14 protein-coding genes are annotated in these 16,940 nt (G+C 58.6%); 5 read left to right on the top strand and 9 right to left on the bottom strand.

Annotated elements, in window-relative coordinates; all coding sequences use genetic code 11:
• Window positions 1-107: 107 nt before the first annotated feature.
• Window positions 108-572, bottom strand: coding sequence for a pyrimidine dimer DNA glycosylase/endonuclease V (locus tag ACUUL3_RS06715; protein WP_448555789.1), 465 nt, complete (start codon window positions 570-572; stop codon window positions 108-110).
• A 178-nt stretch (window positions 573-750) separates the two neighbouring features.
• Window positions 751-1,680, bottom strand: coding sequence for a hypothetical protein (locus tag ACUUL3_RS06710; RefSeq protein ID WP_448555787.1), 930 nt, complete (start codon window positions 1,678-1,680; stop codon window positions 751-753).
• 271 nt (window positions 1,681-1,951) lie between these two features.
• Between ACUUL3_RS06710 and ACUUL3_RS06705 the strand changes: the two genes are divergently transcribed.
• Genes ACUUL3_RS06705 through ACUUL3_RS06685 form a run of 5 tightly spaced genes read left to right on the top strand, consistent with a single transcriptional unit; the run spans window position 1,952 to window position 8,322 of the window.
• Window positions 1,952-2,977 carry a DmsE family decaheme c-type cytochrome gene (locus ACUUL3_RS06705; protein WP_448555786.1) on the top strand — a complete coding sequence of 342 codons (1,026 nt, stop codon included), beginning with the start codon at window positions 1,952-1,954 and terminating at the stop codon, window positions 2,975-2,977.
• Entirely contained in the window at window positions 2,974-4,974 is a 2,001-nt protein-coding gene (locus tag ACUUL3_RS06700; RefSeq protein WP_448555784.1) for a hypothetical protein, read from the top strand. Before ACUUL3_RS06705 ends, ACUUL3_RS06700 begins: the two co-directional genes overlap by 4 nt.
• Window position 4,975: 1 nt before the next feature.
• Window positions 4,976-5,914 carry an ABC transporter substrate-binding protein gene (locus tag ACUUL3_RS06695; RefSeq protein WP_448555782.1) on the top strand — a complete coding sequence of 313 codons (939 nt, stop codon included), beginning with the start codon at window positions 4,976-4,978 and terminating at the stop codon, window positions 5,912-5,914.
• The gene (locus ACUUL3_RS06690) at window positions 5,911-6,825 is read left to right on the top strand and encodes a phosphate/phosphite/phosphonate ABC transporter substrate-binding protein (protein WP_448555780.1); all 915 of its coding nucleotides are present in this window, start codon (window positions 5,911-5,913) and stop codon (window positions 6,823-6,825) included. Before ACUUL3_RS06695 ends, ACUUL3_RS06690 begins: the two co-directional genes overlap by 4 nt.
• 3 nt (window positions 6,826-6,828) lie before the next feature.
• On the top strand, window positions 6,829-8,322 hold the full coding sequence (locus ACUUL3_RS06685; protein WP_448555779.1) for an ATP-binding protein: 1,494 nt from the start codon (window positions 6,829-6,831) through the stop codon (window positions 8,320-8,322).
• A gap of 76 nt (window positions 8,323-8,398) precedes the next feature.
• Here ACUUL3_RS06685 and ACUUL3_RS06680 read toward each other — a convergent pair whose 3' ends face one another.
• From ACUUL3_RS06680 to ACUUL3_RS06650, 7 genes are all read right to left on the bottom strand, one after another.
• The gene (locus ACUUL3_RS06680; RefSeq protein WP_448555777.1) at window positions 8,399-9,859 is read right to left on the bottom strand and encodes a methyl-accepting chemotaxis protein; all 1,461 of its coding nucleotides are present in this window, start codon (window positions 9,857-9,859) and stop codon (window positions 8,399-8,401) included.
• Window positions 9,860-9,904: 45 nt separating this feature from the next.
• Window positions 9,905-10,222, bottom strand: coding sequence for an STAS domain-containing protein (locus ACUUL3_RS06675; RefSeq protein WP_448555775.1), 318 nt, complete (start codon window positions 10,220-10,222; stop codon window positions 9,905-9,907).
• Between the two features lie 186 nt (window positions 10,223-10,408).
• Window positions 10,409-10,876, bottom strand: a complete 468-nt coding sequence (locus ACUUL3_RS06670; protein WP_448555773.1) for an ATP-binding protein — start codon at window positions 10,874-10,876, stop codon at window positions 10,409-10,411.
• Window positions 10,877-10,894: 18 nt separating this feature from the next.
• Entirely contained in the window at window positions 10,895-12,028 is a 1,134-nt protein-coding gene (locus ACUUL3_RS06665) for a SpoIIE family protein phosphatase (protein WP_448555771.1), read from the bottom strand.
• 59 nt (window positions 12,029-12,087) lie between these two features.
• A complete protein-coding gene (locus ACUUL3_RS06660; RefSeq protein ID WP_448555770.1) occupies window positions 12,088-14,769 on the bottom strand; it encodes a valine--tRNA ligase in 2,682 nt (893 codons plus the stop codon).
• A gap of 9 nt (window positions 14,770-14,778) precedes the next feature.
• Window positions 14,779-15,825: a deoxyguanosinetriphosphate triphosphohydrolase gene (locus tag ACUUL3_RS06655; protein WP_448555768.1), complete on the bottom strand. Its 1,047-nt coding sequence runs from the start codon at window positions 15,823-15,825 to the stop codon at window positions 14,779-14,781.
• Window positions 15,826-15,827: 2 nt separating this feature from the next.
• Window positions 15,828-16,628: a carbonic anhydrase gene (locus tag ACUUL3_RS06650; protein ID WP_448555766.1), complete on the bottom strand. Its 801-nt coding sequence runs from the start codon at window positions 16,626-16,628 to the stop codon at window positions 15,828-15,830.
• Between the last annotated feature and the right edge of the window lie 312 nt (window positions 16,629-16,940).

Here is a 16,940-nt window from a genome sequence, read left to right as displayed (position 1 = left end):
TTTGGCCGCGTCAACCGCCATGATGCCGCAGCCCGCACAGCCTCCATGCTTTTGCCGGCTGTGCGAGGGAAAATCCTTGCCCGGAGAAGGTTGGTGGGGCGATCCGTTCACGAGATCCCGCTGTTGCCGTTTGGGGCAGGGGGGGTGACAATTTCCCATCCTTCGACAGGGCCGATTATTTTCGTAAACAGAGGATGCGGTTCTATCGTTGTCACCATGTGCAGCCGGCAATACAATTCATGATTTCTGGTCTGCAGTTTGTTTAAAAGATGTCTGAACTCGTATTCGATCTGGCCGGTGGTGACAGGTATTTTCTCCTGAACCCCCCTGGTTGGTATTTTGCCGCGATCGAAGTTGTAGCCCCGTTGTTCCGCTTCGTCGGCAACATGATGTAAATAAGCCGCCAGGGCGTCAATCGGCGCCATGGTATTCCTGAAGCGCAGCATCTGAGGATGGTTTTTATATCCTTTCGTTTTGCCCAGCAGGACATTTTGGGCCAGGAGCCCTTCCCGCCAGAGGGCAACCAGCCCCTTCGCATCCAGGTAGGCGGGATGGATCGACCAGAGTCTCATGTTTGTCTTTGCGCCATTGCCGAGTTTGGGAAAATCCCTTTCAAACCGGATTTCCGGAGGAAACGCCGTGGTTGTTCACGGTGTTGCCCGCATTGTCGTCCTTTCGTGGGCACGGGAAGGGCAGCCGATTTCCGCCGGCCCTGTGGGCGCCAGGGAATTCGGGAGGTTGGCCGGACCGCTACAGGGCGCTTTGCAGATAGCAGCCGTTTTCGTCGTTGATGGCGGCCTGCCTGATGATCGGTTCATACCGCGCCATGAAGCCCGCGTGGTTGTCCAAAAACATCGGATGGTGCGCCGGTCTGATCACCTTTATTGTTTTATAGGCTTCGGCTTTTCCCAGTTCGCAGACCTTTTTCAGGACAAAAGTCCTGGGGTCCATGCCAAGTGCCGAGGTAAGGCGGGCGTAGTTTCTGCTCCTGTTTTTGTCTTCGGCATGGACCCGTTGTCCCTGAATGGTGATAACGTAGATCTCCTTGTTCGAGTCATCCAGAAAGAAGCTTACCTTGGCGATGTAGCTCTTGTCCGTGCCGTGGGGCTGTGATTCGTCTTCTCTGGTGATATAGCAGCAGAGCCCGAAACAATCCTCGACAATCCCCTCTTCGACAAGCATTTTCAGGCTCTGATCCAGATGGGTCTGGTCGCCGTATTTTTTGATGAATGCATCCTTGCGGGCGATGGTTTCATGGATGATCCGGCCATTGCTCTCAAATCGTTCGATCACGTCGGCAAGAGCAGGTCTGTTGATGCCATGCAATAAGAAATTGGGATCCGGGAAAGAGGCGCGGCCGCCAACGGCAATGGGCTCGGCGAAGGTCTGCATGGCCGCGGCGATGGCCTCTGAGTACTGCCTGCTTGTTGTCCTGTCGCGCAAGCCTTTGTAGGCATGGCGCAATAAAATCATCACCAGTTCAATGTGCGGCCCGAAGCATAAGCCGTGCAGCTCGGTTTCAACGGTTGGCGTGCCGTCCGGCAAGGGGGCTGTCGGCGGCCTGCTTTTTTTGACGATGGTGAACAGGGAGGAGTCAAACCGTTTTTCATCATAGGAAGAGGGGTTGCGCAGGAATTCTTCGACCCGGTTTGCAAATGCCTTCACTCGTATCTTTGTCATGAAATGATGATAACCGCATCGGCGACAATATCCACAAGTTTGTTCGGTTCGGTTTCCTAATCGGTCCGGCGGCGAATTCCTGGCGGAAATCAGGTATGTTCGGGCAGGGAAAGGAAAGGCGCGGAAGCTTGCCGAGGGATCTGCTCTCTTTCGGAAGAACCACTTGCCAGGGAGTTGCCGTTTTTATTGCATAAAAAATTTACAAAGAACAGCCGGCTGTGATAGGAGAATGAGATGGTGGGAATTAACCGTGCCCTGCCAAGGAGGCGAAATGTTCATCAGATGTCACCGATTGCTCAACTCATGTCTGTCCGTGCTGATTTTCATCGCGCTCGGCGGCGGTTGCAGCGGAATGAAGGAATCAAAGCCGATTCTGCCGATCCGCGAATACGAAAAGATGATTGTCGGCAACCTCAATGCCGATTACGTCGGCACCCGGAATTGCCTGGCCGCCTGTCATGAGCACGACAGGCTGAAGCTCTATTTTGACGCCAGCACCATGGGTGCCCAGCTGAAAAAAGAATCCGGCATGCCCCTGGTGGATTGCGAAACCTGCCATGGCCCGGGCAGCCTTGCCATCAAGGGGCTGAGCAAGGAACTGGTGGAGAAGAACGCCGCGCAGGGGATTAAAACCGCATGTGATTTCAAGATGTTGATCGATCTGAAAACTCTTCCCGCCCCCGCCAAGTCCCTCATCTGCCTCAAATGCCATACCCTCAACGCGACCTTCAACTTGCATAACTGGAACGCCGGGATCCATGCCGTCAACGATGTTTCCTGTTTTGACTGTCATGATGTCCACGCCGGCCCGGATCTCAAGGTCACTCCCCTTGCCTCGGGAAAGCTCTGTTTCTCCTGCCATCAGGCGGCCCAGGCCCAATTTTCCCTGCCCAGCCATCATCCTCTCAAGGAAGGGCGGGTATTCTGCGTCGACTGCCACTCTCCCCATGGGGGATTCGCCAATCAGGGGCTGCTTCAGGACAACGTCAAGGAAGCCTGTATACAGTGCCACCCCGATAAGCGGGGGCCGTTCCGCTATGCCCATGCCGACGTGATGGAGAATTGCCTCAACTGTCACAGCCCGCATGGTTCGGTCAACAGCAGGCTTCTCAATGCCCGGGAGCCTTTTCTGTGTCTTCAGTGCCATGAGGGGCACCGCTTGAACGACCCGGCGACGGGGAATAGTGTCAGCGCCGAGAGGGCCAGGGCTTTTTATACGCGCTGCTCGGATTGCCACTCCACCATCCATGGCTCGGACGTGCCGTCAACCTCGGGGAGGGGGAGGTTTACGCAATGAGATACAACTCAATCCATTGTGTCTTGATGGTTTCCGTTTTCCTGCCGGCATTCTGCTGCGGGCCGTCCTGGGCCAGGGCGTCGGAGGAGCAGGCGCCCCAGCAGGCTGCCGGAGCGGGTTTTTCCCCGCCCCCGGAGGAGGCGGCCGTTTCTTACGAAACAAACGGGGCCTTTTTTTGGGGATACCGTTTTCTGTCAACCGAGGATTCCCCGAAGGCGGCAGAATACATTTATCCTCATTCCTCGGCCACTTTTGGCCTGGATCTGCTCTCCTGTCCCCTTCCTTACCGGTATCATGTCAATGCCGAGTACTTAAGCGCCTATGATTTTTACGCTGATGCCGGGTTTGCCTATAAGGATCTGGTGCTGTTTCGTGACATCCTGGTCGGCGCGCATCACAATCTTGAGCATTTCGACTACCGCCATCCTGGAGAGCCGCCCGGGCTTGTCTACACCGACGGGAATGCCGGCGAAAATTATTATACCGACTTCACCAGCAACCTCCTGACCCTCAGGCTCAAAGCCCCGGATTTTCCCTTTCACACTTTTCTGCGCCATCGTCACATCGAGCGGGACGGCAGGATCCAGCAGCGTTTCCTCCTGGGAGATTTCAGCGCCCTCAACAAGGTTTCCGAGGCGCGGGACATCGATTGGAAGTCCAATGCGGTGACCCTTGGCGCCAACAGCCACGCGGGGCCGGTGGAGATCGAATACGCCTTTGACCGGGCCAGGTTCTCCCCGGGCCCTCACAGCGTCCTTTATGACTCCTATCCTGCCTCGGTCGATTTTGCCAGGCCGGGCGACATCTATCCCCACAACGTCGTGCCGGAAACCGAATCGTCGGCCCACTCCGTCAAGCTTCATTCCTCCTACACCGGCGGCCTGGTCACTGCCGCAAGCCTCGGCAATCTCCAGGAGAAAAACAACTACAGCCGGACGGAAGCCACCACCTGGAAGGGAGCCTTTGATTTCAGCTGGCTCCCTGATCCGCTGATCGGCCTCTTTTTCAAATACCGCCACAAAACCGTGGACATGGACACGGCCGACGACGTGACCCTGCTCGGACTGCTGGGCAGCTCCCTGGATTATTCGGTCCGGGAGGGCATTTCCTACAACGAGGATCTGTTCTCCCTCTCATCACGCTACCGGCCCCTCAACCTTTTGACCCTGTTCGCCGGCTATGAGTTTTCCCATCTCGAGAGAAAGGATGTGGCGGCGTGGGAGGTGCTTCCCGGGCAAACCAATATCCACGGCATCAATTTCGGGGCCCATCTCAGACCGGCCGACAAGGTCAAGGTAAAGGCAAGCTATGACTACAAGGCCTACGACGATCCCTCCTACAACAACACGCCGGACAACTCAAACAAGTTGCGCCTGACAACCACCTACACGCCGCGGCCCTGGCTGAATGTCTATCTGCAATATCTGCTGGCCCTGACGGAGCGGGATTCTCTGCGTTACCTCAACAGCGATCCCGCCCTGATCCTGGAATTCGGGGAGCGGGACGGCCGGCGAGACCAGTTTCTCGCCAGCGTTTCAACGGAGCTTTCCGCCAAGTTGAACCTTACCTTCAGCTGGTTTTATCAGCGTTGGGACGTTGATCAGGATCTGGCCTACGGCAAATGGCTCGGCCCCGGCGCCGGCGACATGCCCTATGTTGACTTCGCCGTCCCCTATAGCGACGAGGCCCACTCCTACGTCGTCTCGCTTCACTATCTGCCCAGGGAAGACATAACCTGCACCGCCGGCGTGACCTATACCGTCATCGAAGGGGAAAGCGGCTATGAGGATGTCGTGACAGGGCAGCAGTTTTCCCTTGCCTCCTATTCCGCCCTGAAGGGGTCGGAAACGATTTTTTCCCTGGAGATCGGCAAAAAAATTTCCAAGGAATGGGAGGTCGGGCTCAGGTCCTACCTGGATATTTACAACGACAGAGCGTACGACGTTCTCGACGGCAACGTCGTGACCACGACCATCAACATAAAAAGGCATTTTTGACTTGAAGAATTTATCCAGGTTCCTGCCGAGAATACTGCTTGCGGTTTTCTTTGCCCTTGCGGCGGCGCCGGACCTGCATGCCGAAAAACGTATCGGTGTTATCATGACCGGCGATGTCTCGTATTACGGGGCCATACACGAGACCTTTGTTTCCGAGCTCAGTCAGCGTATTGCCGGCAACGAAAAAATTGAGTTCATCCTGCAGAAACCCTTCCCCAATCCCATCTCCTGGAGCAATGCCGCCAGAAAACTCATCGCTTTTGATGTGGACCTCATCGTGACTTACGGCGCACCGGCGACCCTGGCCGTTATTCACGAGAAGAGCCGTATTCCGGTGCTGTTTGCCGGTTACTATGAACCGGAACAGACCGTCGCCGCCGACGGGAACGTGACCGGCTGCGGCTTCAAGATCCCCATGTCGAGCATCATGCGCTATTTCAAACAGCTTAAGGCTGTCAAGACCTTGGGGATAGTCTTCAGCAGCGTTGAAGAAGATTCCGTCCGTCAATTCGAAACGGTGCGGTCCCTTGCCGCCCAGCAGAATATAATGGCCGTCAAAATCGATATCCGCTCGCGGGAGGATCTTGACATGCTGAAGCCAATGAAGCCGGACGCCGTCCTCATTACGGGGAGTTCCCTCGTGCATCTCTGGCTGGCCGATATCCTCGCAATCCTCCAAAAGGAACAGATCCCGGCCGCGGATATTTTTCCGTACGATTCGGATTCGGGAATGTTGATGACCCTGTTCCATCCTCCCCGTTCCCAGGGGCAACTGGCCGCGGAAATGGCGGCGCGGATCCTCCGGGGCGAAAAGGCCGCGAACCTCAGCCCGCAAACACTTCGGGATACAGAGCTGGTCTTTAATCTGGTGGAAGCCCGGCAGCTGGGTATCACTTTCCCCATCCACCTGTTGATCGAAGCGACAAGGGTGGTGCAATGAGCCGGAAATCCTGGAGACAACCACGCCTTGCCGGCGGGATTTTCCACCTCCTCCTCGCATGGTCCCTTTTGCTGATCCCATTCCCCGCTGCCGGGGCTGAGCAACCGGAACGATTGCTGATCGGCATCGAGCCCGAGCACAATATTTTTGACCAGATGGAACGCCATCGATTTTTGGCTGGGTATCTTTCCGAGCAGTTGGGGGTGAAGGTGGATCTCACCATAATGAGCCGCTATGGCGAGGTTCTGGAACGGTTCAAATCCCTCAAACTCGATGGGGCGTTTCTTTCCTCCTACACCGCGGCCATGGGAATCAGGCAGTTGGGATTGACGCCGATCGTCCATCCTGTCAACCTGAGCGGCGAACTGACTTCGCAGGGGTATATTTTTGTCCGCAAAGACAGCGGAATACGCGAGGTCAGGGATATGCGGGGGAAAAGCATCGTCCTGGTGGATCCGGCGACAATGGAGGGGTACCTTTTTCCCCTGGCGTATCTCAGGCAACACGGCGTTACGGATCTGAACAGCTCTTTCAGCAGGTATTTTTTTTCCGGCAGCCATGCCTCGGCAATATTCGCGGTTCTGGACGGCAGGGCTGAAGTCGGTTCGGCGAAAAACACGATTTTCCATAAACTGGCCCGCAATGATCCCTCCATTGACCAGGAACTGGAGATCATCGCCCAATCCCCCAAAGTCCCGGAGGTCACCCTGTGCATAAAAAATGATATTGCCCGGGATCTGCGGGAAAAGCTGGGGACTGTACTTGTGAATATGGACAAAACTCCGCTGGGGAAGGAGGTGCTTGCCCAATTCAACGCTCTTCGCTTCGTCAAGTCGACCAATGCGGACTTTGCCAAGGTGGAGGAGATGGAGCAGGAAGCCCGTGGTGTCATCGCGGAACAGGGAAAATAACTGATGAAGAAAAAAATCATCATCTCCTTTCTCTTGTTATTTCTGCTGTTTCTCGCAGGTGTCGCGACAACGCTGCATATCATCAACAAAACGACCGCGAATCTTACCGCCCTGCTTCTCCTGCACAAGGTGGAGGTGATCCGGCAGGATCTGGTCATCAACGTGCAGACCGTGCAGTCAAATCTTTATACGACCGGAACCTCCTTCGGCAAGGAGTTGGACATCATCGTCGATAATGTCCTCAAACTTCGCGCCAGGGCCAGAACATGCACCGACTGTCACCATGAACCTGAGGTGGAAAAAGAGATTCTTCACCTGCAGGAACTGACGGAGCAGTATAAAGAAGCGCTCAGTTATTTCATAACCTCCACGGCGGACACCGAGCGGATACGCAGGCTTCAGACCTTTGCGGCCGAGATCGGGGACCGGATCATTGAAAGGTCGCAATGGATGACCATGTCGGCCAACGAGGCCCTGCGGCAGAAAACAACGGCAGCGATGTCGGAGGTGAGCAACTCCGAAAAGATCCTGATCGCCACCCTTGCCTGTTCCTTTCTGGTGGGAATTCTCATCTCTTTTTATTTCATCAGAAGCATTACCGGTCCTGTGGCGGAACTTTTACTGGCGACCCGAAAAATAAAATGCGGGGAAATGCAGTACCGGATAGAGGAAAACCTGAAGGACGAGTTCGGGGAGCTGGCTGCTTCGTTCAATGAGATGGCAGCCTCCTTGAAAGAACAGTGCAACAAATTGCAGGAAACGGAACGGCTGGCCGTGGTGGGCGAACTTGCAGCCGGCATGGCCCATGAAATAAAAAATCCCATGGCCGGGATTAAAGTATCCATGGAGGTGCTCAGGAGAGAGGCTCCCCTTGACCCGGAAGACAAAGAGGTTCTTGGCCGGGTCATGGATGAGATCGACAGAATCACCGCTCTGCTTAAAGGGCTGCTCAACTATGCCCGTCCGCCGAAGCCCGCGATGGTGTCTCTGGATGTCAATCAGGTGCTGGAAGCAACCATCAAATCCGCGCGGTACGCCCTGCGAAGTCCCCGGGGCAATGGCAAGGAAGAAGCGGAACGGAAGATCGAAATCACCAAGGACCTCTGTGCCGATCTGCCGCGCATCGTCGCGGATCCGTCCCAGTTGCAGCAGGTTTTTCTCAACCTGATCCTCAACGCCGCGGATGCCATCTCGGCGGTGCCCGGGCGACAAGGCGTTATATCCGTACGGACCGGGCCGGCGCCCGAGGGGTTCGTGCAAGTTTCCATTGTTGATAATGGGAAGGGGATCGAGAGCGAGTCGCTCGCGAAAATATTCAACCCGTTTTTCACCACCAAATCCCAAGGGACCGGTCTGGGGCTTGCCATCACCAAACGGCTGGTGGAGCAGCATAACGGCGGTCGCATCGTCGTCGCCAATAATCCGGAAGGGCAGGGGGTGACTTTTACCATCACCTTCCCCATTGAGACGCCAAAGGTGGATGAGCGCAACGACTGAAGCGGCTGCTCCGGTCGGGAACATTGTGTCTCCCACATGGGCGCTCGCCATTTCCATGGCCGGAGGCGGCAGCGTTTTAACCGGCAACGGCGGGGTTCCGCCGCGAAGTTCCGGCGCCGAAAACAACCTGGGTCAGCTCTCCGACCACTGCTTCCAGTTCCTTTGCCTGGGCTGACAACTCTTCCGAGGACGCGGCCGTTTCCTCGGAAGAGGCGGCCACCCGCTGGGTGGCGCTGCTCAGGGAGTTTGTCGCTTCCTGCATTTGTCCGATCTGCTCGGCGAGATTCCGGGTGGCCGAGGTGATGGCGGTGTTTTTATCGCCGATCCCCGTGGCGGATTCGATAATGCCTTCAAAGTCGTTGTTCACATTTTTCAGGGCATTGGTGCTCTGGGCGAGGCGCTGCATGGTCCCTTCCAGCAGCAGTTGGGTGTCCTTGGCCGCTGCGGCCGCGCGCATGGCCAGATTTTTCACTTCGTCCGCAACCACCGCGAAGCCTGCGCCTGCCTCGCCGGCCCTGGCCGCTTCAACCGCTGCGTTCAGGGCCAGCAGGTTGGTCTGGAAGGCGATACTGCCGATGGTGGTGATGATCTGGCCGATTTTGTCGCTGTCCTGCTCGATGAGGTCCATGTTGTGGGTGAGGTCGACCAGGGCGCGAAGAGACTGCCCGGATTTTTCGATGTTTTCATTCATCAGTTTTTCACTGCCGGCGGTCAGTTCCGCCGTCTGTTGACTTCCCGAAGACATGGAAACCAGGGCTGCCGAAGTCTCTTCCGCCACGGCGGCCTGTTTCGACGCATCCTCGGACAGGGCGCCGCTGGTGAGTGATATCTGGGCCGCTGCCGCTGCCACCCGTTGAGAGTTTTCGTAAATAATGCCGGTGAGGCGGGAAAGGAGCCGGCTCAACCCGGAAGCGGTGAGGTAGGAGAGGAACATGCCCGCGAGCAGCGAGACCAGGGTGAGGGCGGCAACGCTGTACTTGGTAACGGCAGCGGCGGCAAGCATGTCCTGGTCGGTGAGGACATTCTCCCTGGCCGTGGCGCGGATTTCCCTCAGCAGTCTCTGTACTTCACGCAGGGCCGGCAGGGTCCGGGTGAGGAAGATTTCCCTGGCCGCGCCGCGATCCTCGGGGCGGAACCGCTCCTTGATGGCGACCGCGGTCCGGTGCAGTTCGCGGTGGGGTTTTTCGATGCTCTGCAGGAGAGGCGCCAGGGCCGGGAACTGTTGTTCCGTCTGCTTGCGTCCTTCACCGAAGAGCCAGGCGCCGAAGCCGCATTTGTGGTCATCGGTTTCCGCCTGCAGGGTGGTGACGCTGTCATCGACGATCAGGGCATTGACCTGATTGACCCAGTTCAGGTGGTCCACCTCGCGCTGGGCCAGGATCCCGTCCAACTGGTTGCTGATGATGACCTCCTCGGCATCGCCGATGATATGGTTGACGCCCAGGTAGGTGACCACGCCGGTGGCCACGAACAGAGACAGAACAAGACCGAAGGCAAGGGTGATCTTCTGGTTGACGCTCAACTTCTTCCAACCCATGTTTTTCTCCTTCTCGAATGGGATGCCGCATGCGGTCCGGACGCTTCAGGTGCCGGCACTCATGGGAAAAAGGGTATCCAACCGCAGTTCCGTGAACAGCTCATGAATGGGCCTTGGCACCCTGGCCAAGCGGACTGTCCCTTTACGGGCCGCCATGTTTTTGTAGAACAGGAGCAGTTTGCCGATGCCGGAACTGCCGATCTGGCTGACCCCGGCCAGGTCGATGACCAGCTCCCTGACCTCGGCGTGCTTGAGGGCATTGAATTGCCGTTTGAGGGTCATGGCGCCCTCCTCGTCAATGATTCCGGACAGGGTGAATAACACGGTCTCTCCCTGCTGGCTGATTTCGCAGGTCATGGGCATGGTCTTTCTCCGCTTCTTATTGGATTTTGTTTGGCCGGCCAAGGGGATTTGCTGACGGTAACATCGGGTTGCGCAAGGCCTGAAATTTATGCTGGTCTCTCCCATTTAAGCACACCGGGGGAAAGTTGTGAAGAATTCTCTTTATCAAATCCTCTTCCCTGATTCGCCGGGAAGCAGTGGTTCGATTCAGTGCTTATTCATGGCGGCGGGCAGCCTTGCGAAGACGGCGGTCAGGTGCCGGCCCCGATCTTGCCAGGATGCCCGATCCGCAAGACAGGTGATGATGGCGATGCCACGGCCGCGGCTCCTGCCGATATTTTCGCAGGCGCGTGGGTCCGGGATGCTCTGGAGGGGAAAGCCTTTCCCTTGGTCAATAACTTCAAGAGTCAGCTCCTCTTTTTTGATCTGCCAGCGGACGGTGACCTTTTTGGCGCGGTTTTTCCGGTTGCCGTGGAGCCAGGCATTGACCACGGCCTCGCGCAGAACCATGGAGATGCGGAATTCCGGATCGACGAAGTTCTGCGCGAGGAGGGCGGGCTCCATCGCGGCATAGATCTCGGCCAGAAAACGGTCGATCCGGGCGTGATCCGAGGTGCGGATCGTGTGCTCACGGCAGGGGCGGGGCGGGGGAGAGGAGTTTGCTTCCGTGGACATGAGGCGGGCCGGAAAGGCTTACGGGCTCGGGGTGAGGCAGCGGACGGCCAGGATGGCCAGGTCGTCAGGGAAACGGATATTGCCTGAAAATCGCAGCATTTCCTCGGTGAGGTGCAGCATCTTCACTTCGGTATCCGGAAAACCGTGGAGGCCGATCAGATTCGCCAGCCCGTGGCTGCCGAGTAATCTGCCGTCTGTTCCGGAAATTTCAAGGGCGCCATCGGTGCAGAAGAGCAGCCCGTCGTCCGGTTGGAGGGCAATATGGGTCTCCTCATAGGCGGCCTCCGGCATCACGCCAAGGGGCAGCCCCGCCGTTTTGAGCTGCCGGGTTTCCCTTCCCCGCGTCAGCAGGGCGGCGGGACCGCCCGCCGCGCAAAGGGAAAGTTGCCTGGCTTCCGGGTCAAGCAGGCCGAAAAGACAGGTGGCGAAGGACTCTCCGTCCCGAACCAGCTGGCAGAGGTTGCGGTTCAGGGCGGCGAGAAAGGCGGCCGGCCGGTTGAGCAACTCGCGGTTGCTTTCCCAAAGGGAATGGAGATGCATGGCGTAGAGAGCCGCCGCCACTCCGTGTCCCATCATATCGGCGAGCAAAAAGGCATAGCGGTCCGGGGCCAGCCGTTCCACCGTGAAGTAATCGCCTCCCACGATATCGTGGGCCGCGTAATGGCAGGTCCAGCGCAGGCGCGGATCATCGTTGACCGGCAGAGTCATGGAAAGCGCCTGGATCTGCCGCGCCCGTTCAAGATCGCGCGCCTGGTGGGACAGATCCTGAAAAACCTCCACCCCGCCGATGATCGTGCCCAGTCCATCGCGAATGGGGGCGACGCTGACCTGCACCGGCAGGCGGCTTCCATCTTTTTTCTGGGCAAAAACCAGGGAAGGCACGGTGGAACGGTTGCCTGTGACCATGGCCCGGTGCAGGGGACAGCTCTCCTTTCCGCAGAGCTGTCGGCCGTCCTTGTCGGTATGGACGAGGATGCTGTCTTTGCAGGCCCGGCCCACCACCTCCGCCGCCGCCCAGCCGGTGATCCGTTCCGCCGCTTCGTTCCAGTAGACGATGCGCCGTTCGAGATCGGTGACATAGAGCCCCTGATTGACGGCTTCCAGGATTTGCTCCGCCGGGTGGGCAATATTCCGCAATGACTGCTGCCTCATGTTCCGGTCGCCTTCCGCGCGTTGTATTTCCTGGATCGGCTGTTCGCCGGCCTTGAATTTCAGGCCCTGAGCTCAGCCAGCCGGGCCATGCCGGCCTTAATCTTCTCCAGCTTTCCTTCCTGCTCCGCCACCTTTTCGCGCTCCTTGGCCTTCACCTCTTCAGGGGCGTTGGCCATGAACTTTTCATTTCTGAGCTTGCCCTGCGCACGGGCCAGATCCGCCTCGACCTTGGCCTGTTCCTTCAGGAGTTTGGCAAGCTCCTTGTCCACGTCCACCAGGCCGGCCAGCGGCACGTAGATCTCGATGTCGGTGTAGAGGAAGGAGGCCGCGCCCCTTGGGCGGTCGCCCTTGTTTTTGATCTCGATGGCCTTGGCCCGGGTCAGGCTTTGCAACGAGTCGAGGGTGGCGGCGAGGCTCGCGGCCCTGGCCGGGTCGTGGCAGATGATCTGGGCCTCGATCTCGGCGGAGGGGTGGAGCATCATCTCGCTGCGGATATTGCGGAGACCGCCCACCATGCCCATGAAGAGTTCGGCCGAGGCGGCCGCTGCCTGGTCCTCCCAGGCCGGATCGGCGACGGGGAAGGGTTCGACCATGATGCTGGTCCGGTTGCCGGGCAGGACATGCCAGATCTCTTCGGTGACAAAGGGGGTGATGGGGTGCAGAAGTCTGAGAATATGCTCCAGCACCGTCAGCAGCACCGCCCGGCCGGCGGCCTTGCGCGTTTCGTCGCCGCCATAGAGATCGCCCTTGATCCATTCCAGGTACCAGTCGCAGAACTCGCTCCAGACAAACTGATAAATGGCGGAGGCGGCATCGTTGAAACGGTAGTCGTCCAAGGCCTGCCGCACCTCGCGGATCGCCTGGTTCAGGCGGTGGAGGATCCAGCGGTGCGGGAGGGAAAGTCCCGCGGGATCGAGATCCCTGCCGATGGCGGAATCGCATTCGCTGATGTGCATGAGAGCGAAACGGGAGGCGTTCCAGACCTTGTTGATGAAGTGGCGGTAACCCTCGATGCGCTCCTCGGCCAGCTTGATCTCCCGGCCCTGGGCGGCAAAGGCGGTGAGGGTGTAGCGCAGGGCGTCGGTGCCGTACTCGGCCATGACCACCAGCGGATCGATGACGTTGCCGGTGGACTTGCTCATCTTCTTGCCGTGCTTGTCCCGGACCAGGGCGTGCAGGTAGACGTCCTTGAAGGGTACTTCGCCCATGAAGTGGATGCCCATCATCATCATCCGGGCCACCCAGAAGAAGAGGATGTCGAAGCTGGTGATCAGCACCGAGGTGGGGTAGAAGAACCGCAGCTCCCTGGTCTTTTCCGGCCAGCCCAGGGTGGAGAAAGGCCAGAGCGCGGAGCTGAACCAGGTGTCCAGCACGTCGCTTTCCTGACTGAGTCGGTTCGACCCGCACTGGCTGCAGAGATCCGGGGCCTCCTCCTCGACCATGAGCTGGCCGCACGCCTCGCAGGTCCAGGCCGGGATCTGATGGCCCCACCAGATCTGACGGGAGATGCACCAGTCGCGGATATTGTCCATCCAGGCGTAGAAGGTGTTGTACCAGGTCTTGGGATGAATGGCGATGCGGCCGTCGCGCACCGCGGCCACCGCTTTATCGGCCAGGGGACGCACGGAAACGAACCACTGCAGGGAGGTGGTGGGCTCGACCACGGTCTTGCAGCGGTAGCACTGGCCCACGGCATGGTCGTAATCCTCGATCTTCTCCAGAAAGCCCTGGGCCGCGAGATCGGCGACGACCTTCTCCCGGCAGGCGAAGCGGTCCAGGCCCGCGTAAGGGCCGGCCGCCTGGTTCATGAACCCGGAGTCGTCCATGACCTTGATCCGTTCGAGGTTGTGGCGGAGGCCGATCTCGTAGTCGTTGCGGTCGTGGGATGGGGTGACCTTCAGCGCGCCGGTGCCGAACTCCCGTTCGACATGATGGTCATAGACCACCGGGATGATGCGGTCGGTGAGCGGCAGGCGGATGCCGATTTCCTTCAGATGGCTGTAGCGCTCGTCGTCCGGATGCACGGCCACGGCGGTGTCGCCCAGCATGGTTTCCGGCCGGGTGGTGGCCACCACCACGTGGCCCGAGCCGTCGGCATAGGGGTAGCGGATATGGTAGAGCTTGCCGGCCTTGTCCTCGTGCTCCACCTCGTCATCGGCCAGGGCGGTATGGCAGCGGGGACACCAGTTGACGATGTAGTCGCCCTTGTAGATGAGCCCCTCTTTGAAGAGGCGGACGAAGACGGTGCGCACCGCCCGGGAGAGCCCCTCGTCCATGGTGAAGCGTTCCCGTTCCCAATCGCAGGAGCAGCCCAGGCGTTTGAGCTGATTGATGATGGTGCCGCCTTTCTCCTCGCGCCACTGCCAGACCCGTTCGATGAACTGTTCGCGGCCGAGATCGTGGCGGCTTTTGCCCTCGGTGGCAAGCTGCCGCTCCACCACGTTCTGGGTGGCGATGCCGGCGTGGTCCGTGCCGGGTATCCAGAGGGTATTGTAACCGTCCATCCGCTTGTAGCGGACCAGGACATCCTGCATGGTGTTGTTCAGGGCATGGCCGACATGGAGGACGCCGGTGACGTTGGGCGGCGGGATGACGATGGAAAAGGAGGGTCTGCCTTCTTCCATGGTGGCCTGGAAATTTTTCTGCTCAAGCCAGCGTTTGTACCACCTGGCCTCAACCTCCTTGAACTCGTAGGCCTTGGCCAGTTCATGGCTTGCCGGGGTATTTTCGGAACCGTTCATGCTCATCGGTTACATCACGCTCCATGGTTTGGGAAGAAAAATGTTGGTGTAGAGATCCAGGGCATAGCGGTCGGTCATGCCGGCGATGAAGTCGCAGACCATCTGTTCGCGCGGGGTTGTTTCGTCGTAATCGATGACCCTTTCCCAGTGTTCGTCGGTGCTGATGAAATACTCGTACAGTTCGCGCAGCACCTTCATGGCCTTGACGAAATCGTCGTGCACCCGGTTGGTTTCGTAGACGTTCTCATAGAGAAAACCGCGCAGTTCGGTGATGCCCTCCATGATGTGCGGGCTCATGGTCAGCCGTTCACCTCCGGCCTTTGCGGTCTGCACGACCAGATCGTTGACCATGGTGCAGATCCGCTGGGAATGGCTGGTGCCGAAGAGTTTTTGCAGGTTGGCCGGGATCTGCGTTTCGCTGATCACCCCGGCCCGGGCGGCATCGTCCAGGTCGTGGTTCACGTAGGCGATGATGTCCGCCATGCGTACCACCCGGCCCTCCATGGTGGCGGGCAGCTCCGAGAGATCGGCGGGGAGGATTTCGCTTCTGCCCTTGGAATGCTTGGCAATGCCGTCGCGGACCTCGAAGGTGAGGTTCAGACCCTTGCCCTTGTTTTCCAGGATGTCCACCACGCGCAGGCTCTGGTCGTAGTGGCGGAACCCCCGTGGGTAGAGCTGGTTCAAGACGGATTCACCCGCGTGGCCGAAGGGAGTGTGCCCGAGATCGTGGCCCAGGGCGATGGCCTCGGTGAGATGGCCGTTCAGGCGCAGGGCCACGGAGATGGTCCTGGCGATCTGGCTCACTTCGAGCACGTGGGTGAGCCGGGTGCGGTAATGGTCGCCGGTGGGGGCCAGGAAGACCTGGGTCTTGTGCTTGAGGCGGCGGAAGGATTTTGAATGAATGATGCGGTCGCGGTCACGCTGAAAAGCGCCGCGGATCGGGCATTCCTCTTCCTGCCGCATCCGGCCTTTACTGTCGCGGCTCAACGCCGCATAGGGCGCGAGGCTTGCGGCCTCGCGCTCCTCAATCTGCTGCCGTATGGAATGGTCGGTCACTGTTAGAGCCCCGGGGCAAGGCTCCCCACATGGTTGACAACCTCTCCCTTGGCGAGTTCCTTGAGCACCGGGTGGGCCATGATCCTGTTGGGGTCGCTCTCGCCGTTGATGTTGGTGACCACCAGGGTGCCGCGGCCCTTGCCGTAGAGGTCGTTGAAGTCGTAAACCCCGCCGACCACGGTCAGTTCGCCGCTGGCGATCTTGTCCTTGTAGAGTTCCATGGCGGTCTTGACCTGGAAATCGACGTTGCGCTCGACATTCTTGCCCCAGCGGGTGTTGGCGTCACCGGACTTGTCCTCGGCGGCGATCACCGGTTTCAAGGCATCAAGCTCGGCCTTGATGCCGGGAGTTTCTCCAGAGTAATCGCCCATGGCGGCCTTGACCGCGCCGCAGCTGGAGTGGCCCATGACGAGAAGCACCTTGGTGGGCAGGTGGCGTACCCCGTAATCCACGGAGCCCTCGGAGTTCTTGATCTGGTTGCCGATGTTGCGGATGACGAAGACGTTATTATCCGGCTGCATGCCGAAGAGCTGCGTATGCACCCGGGAGTCCGAGCAGGTGATGACGGTCAGATTGGGGGCCTGCCCGGTCTGGAAGGCGTCGAAATGATGGCTGTCGTTGTGCGTCTTGAACTGATCGTTGCCGGCAATGGCTGCCTTGATGGTTTCTTCGCCGCTCTTGGCCGGGGCGGCCGGGGCGTCGCCATGTCCGCCGCCGGAGGCAAAGGCCGGCGAGCTCATGGTGAGAGAGGTGACAAGTCCAAGGGCCATCATCATTTTTAAAGCGGTGTACATTTTTTTCATACTGCTCCTCCGAAAGATGAAAAAAATAATAAAAAGAATGGATTGCATCATTGTGGGCATTGCGTCGCAGATGGAAGAAGCCACGCGGATGGAGAGGTGGAGGGGGTAATCACCTGCAAGCAAGCGCTGAAGATACTGGGATTTGAAGCGGTGGTCAAGAGAGTTGCGTGTTTTTTCCAGCCGAAAAAAGAAGGGGAATGGGGACTCGTGGCATTGAGATTCGCTGCATGCGCCAAGGAAGAAGGCCGAAGGATGAAAGGGCGGAGGAATCGACCTTTTTGCCGTCCGCTGATATTCAGGTTTCGGCGGGCG

This window comes from Thiovibrio sp. JS02 (assembly GCF_053485635.1).
This window is presented reverse-complemented; position numbering and strand designations above follow the sequence as displayed.

Coding starts and splice junctions, on each gene's coding strand:
- ACUUL3_RS06700 (WP_448555784.1), top strand. CDS start 2,974: ATGAGATACAACTCAATCCATTGTGTCTTGATGGTTTCCGTTTTCCTG.
- ACUUL3_RS06685 (WP_448555779.1), top strand. CDS start 6,829: ATGAAGAAAAAAATCATCATCTCCTTTCTCTTGTTATTTCTGCTGTTT.
- ACUUL3_RS06670 (WP_448555773.1), bottom strand. CDS start 10,876: ATGTCCACGGAAGCAAACTCCTCTCCCCCGCCCCGCCCCTGCCGTGAG.
- ACUUL3_RS06650 (WP_448555766.1), bottom strand. CDS start 16,628: ATGAAAAAAATGTACACCGCTTTAAAAATGATGATGGCCCTTGGACTT.
- ACUUL3_RS06660 (WP_448555770.1), bottom strand. CDS start 14,769: ATGAACGGTTCCGAAAATACCCCGGCAAGCCATGAACTGGCCAAGGCC.
- ACUUL3_RS06705 (WP_448555786.1), top strand. CDS start 1,952: ATGTTCATCAGATGTCACCGATTGCTCAACTCATGTCTGTCCGTGCTG.
- ACUUL3_RS06710 (WP_448555787.1), bottom strand. CDS start 1,680: ATGACAAAGATACGAGTGAAGGCATTTGCAAACCGGGTCGAAGAATTC.
- ACUUL3_RS06690 (WP_448555780.1), top strand. CDS start 5,911: ATGAGCCGGAAATCCTGGAGACAACCACGCCTTGCCGGCGGGATTTTC.
- ACUUL3_RS06680 (WP_448555777.1), bottom strand. CDS start 9,859: ATGGGTTGGAAGAAGTTGAGCGTCAACCAGAAGATCACCCTTGCCTTC.
- ACUUL3_RS06675 (WP_448555775.1), bottom strand. CDS start 10,222: ATGCCCATGACCTGCGAAATCAGCCAGCAGGGAGAGACCGTGTTATTC.
- ACUUL3_RS06665 (WP_448555771.1), bottom strand. CDS start 12,028: ATGAGGCAGCAGTCATTGCGGAATATTGCCCACCCGGCGGAGCAAATC.
- ACUUL3_RS06715 (WP_448555789.1), bottom strand. CDS start 572: ATGAGACTCTGGTCGATCCATCCCGCCTACCTGGATGCGAAGGGGCTG.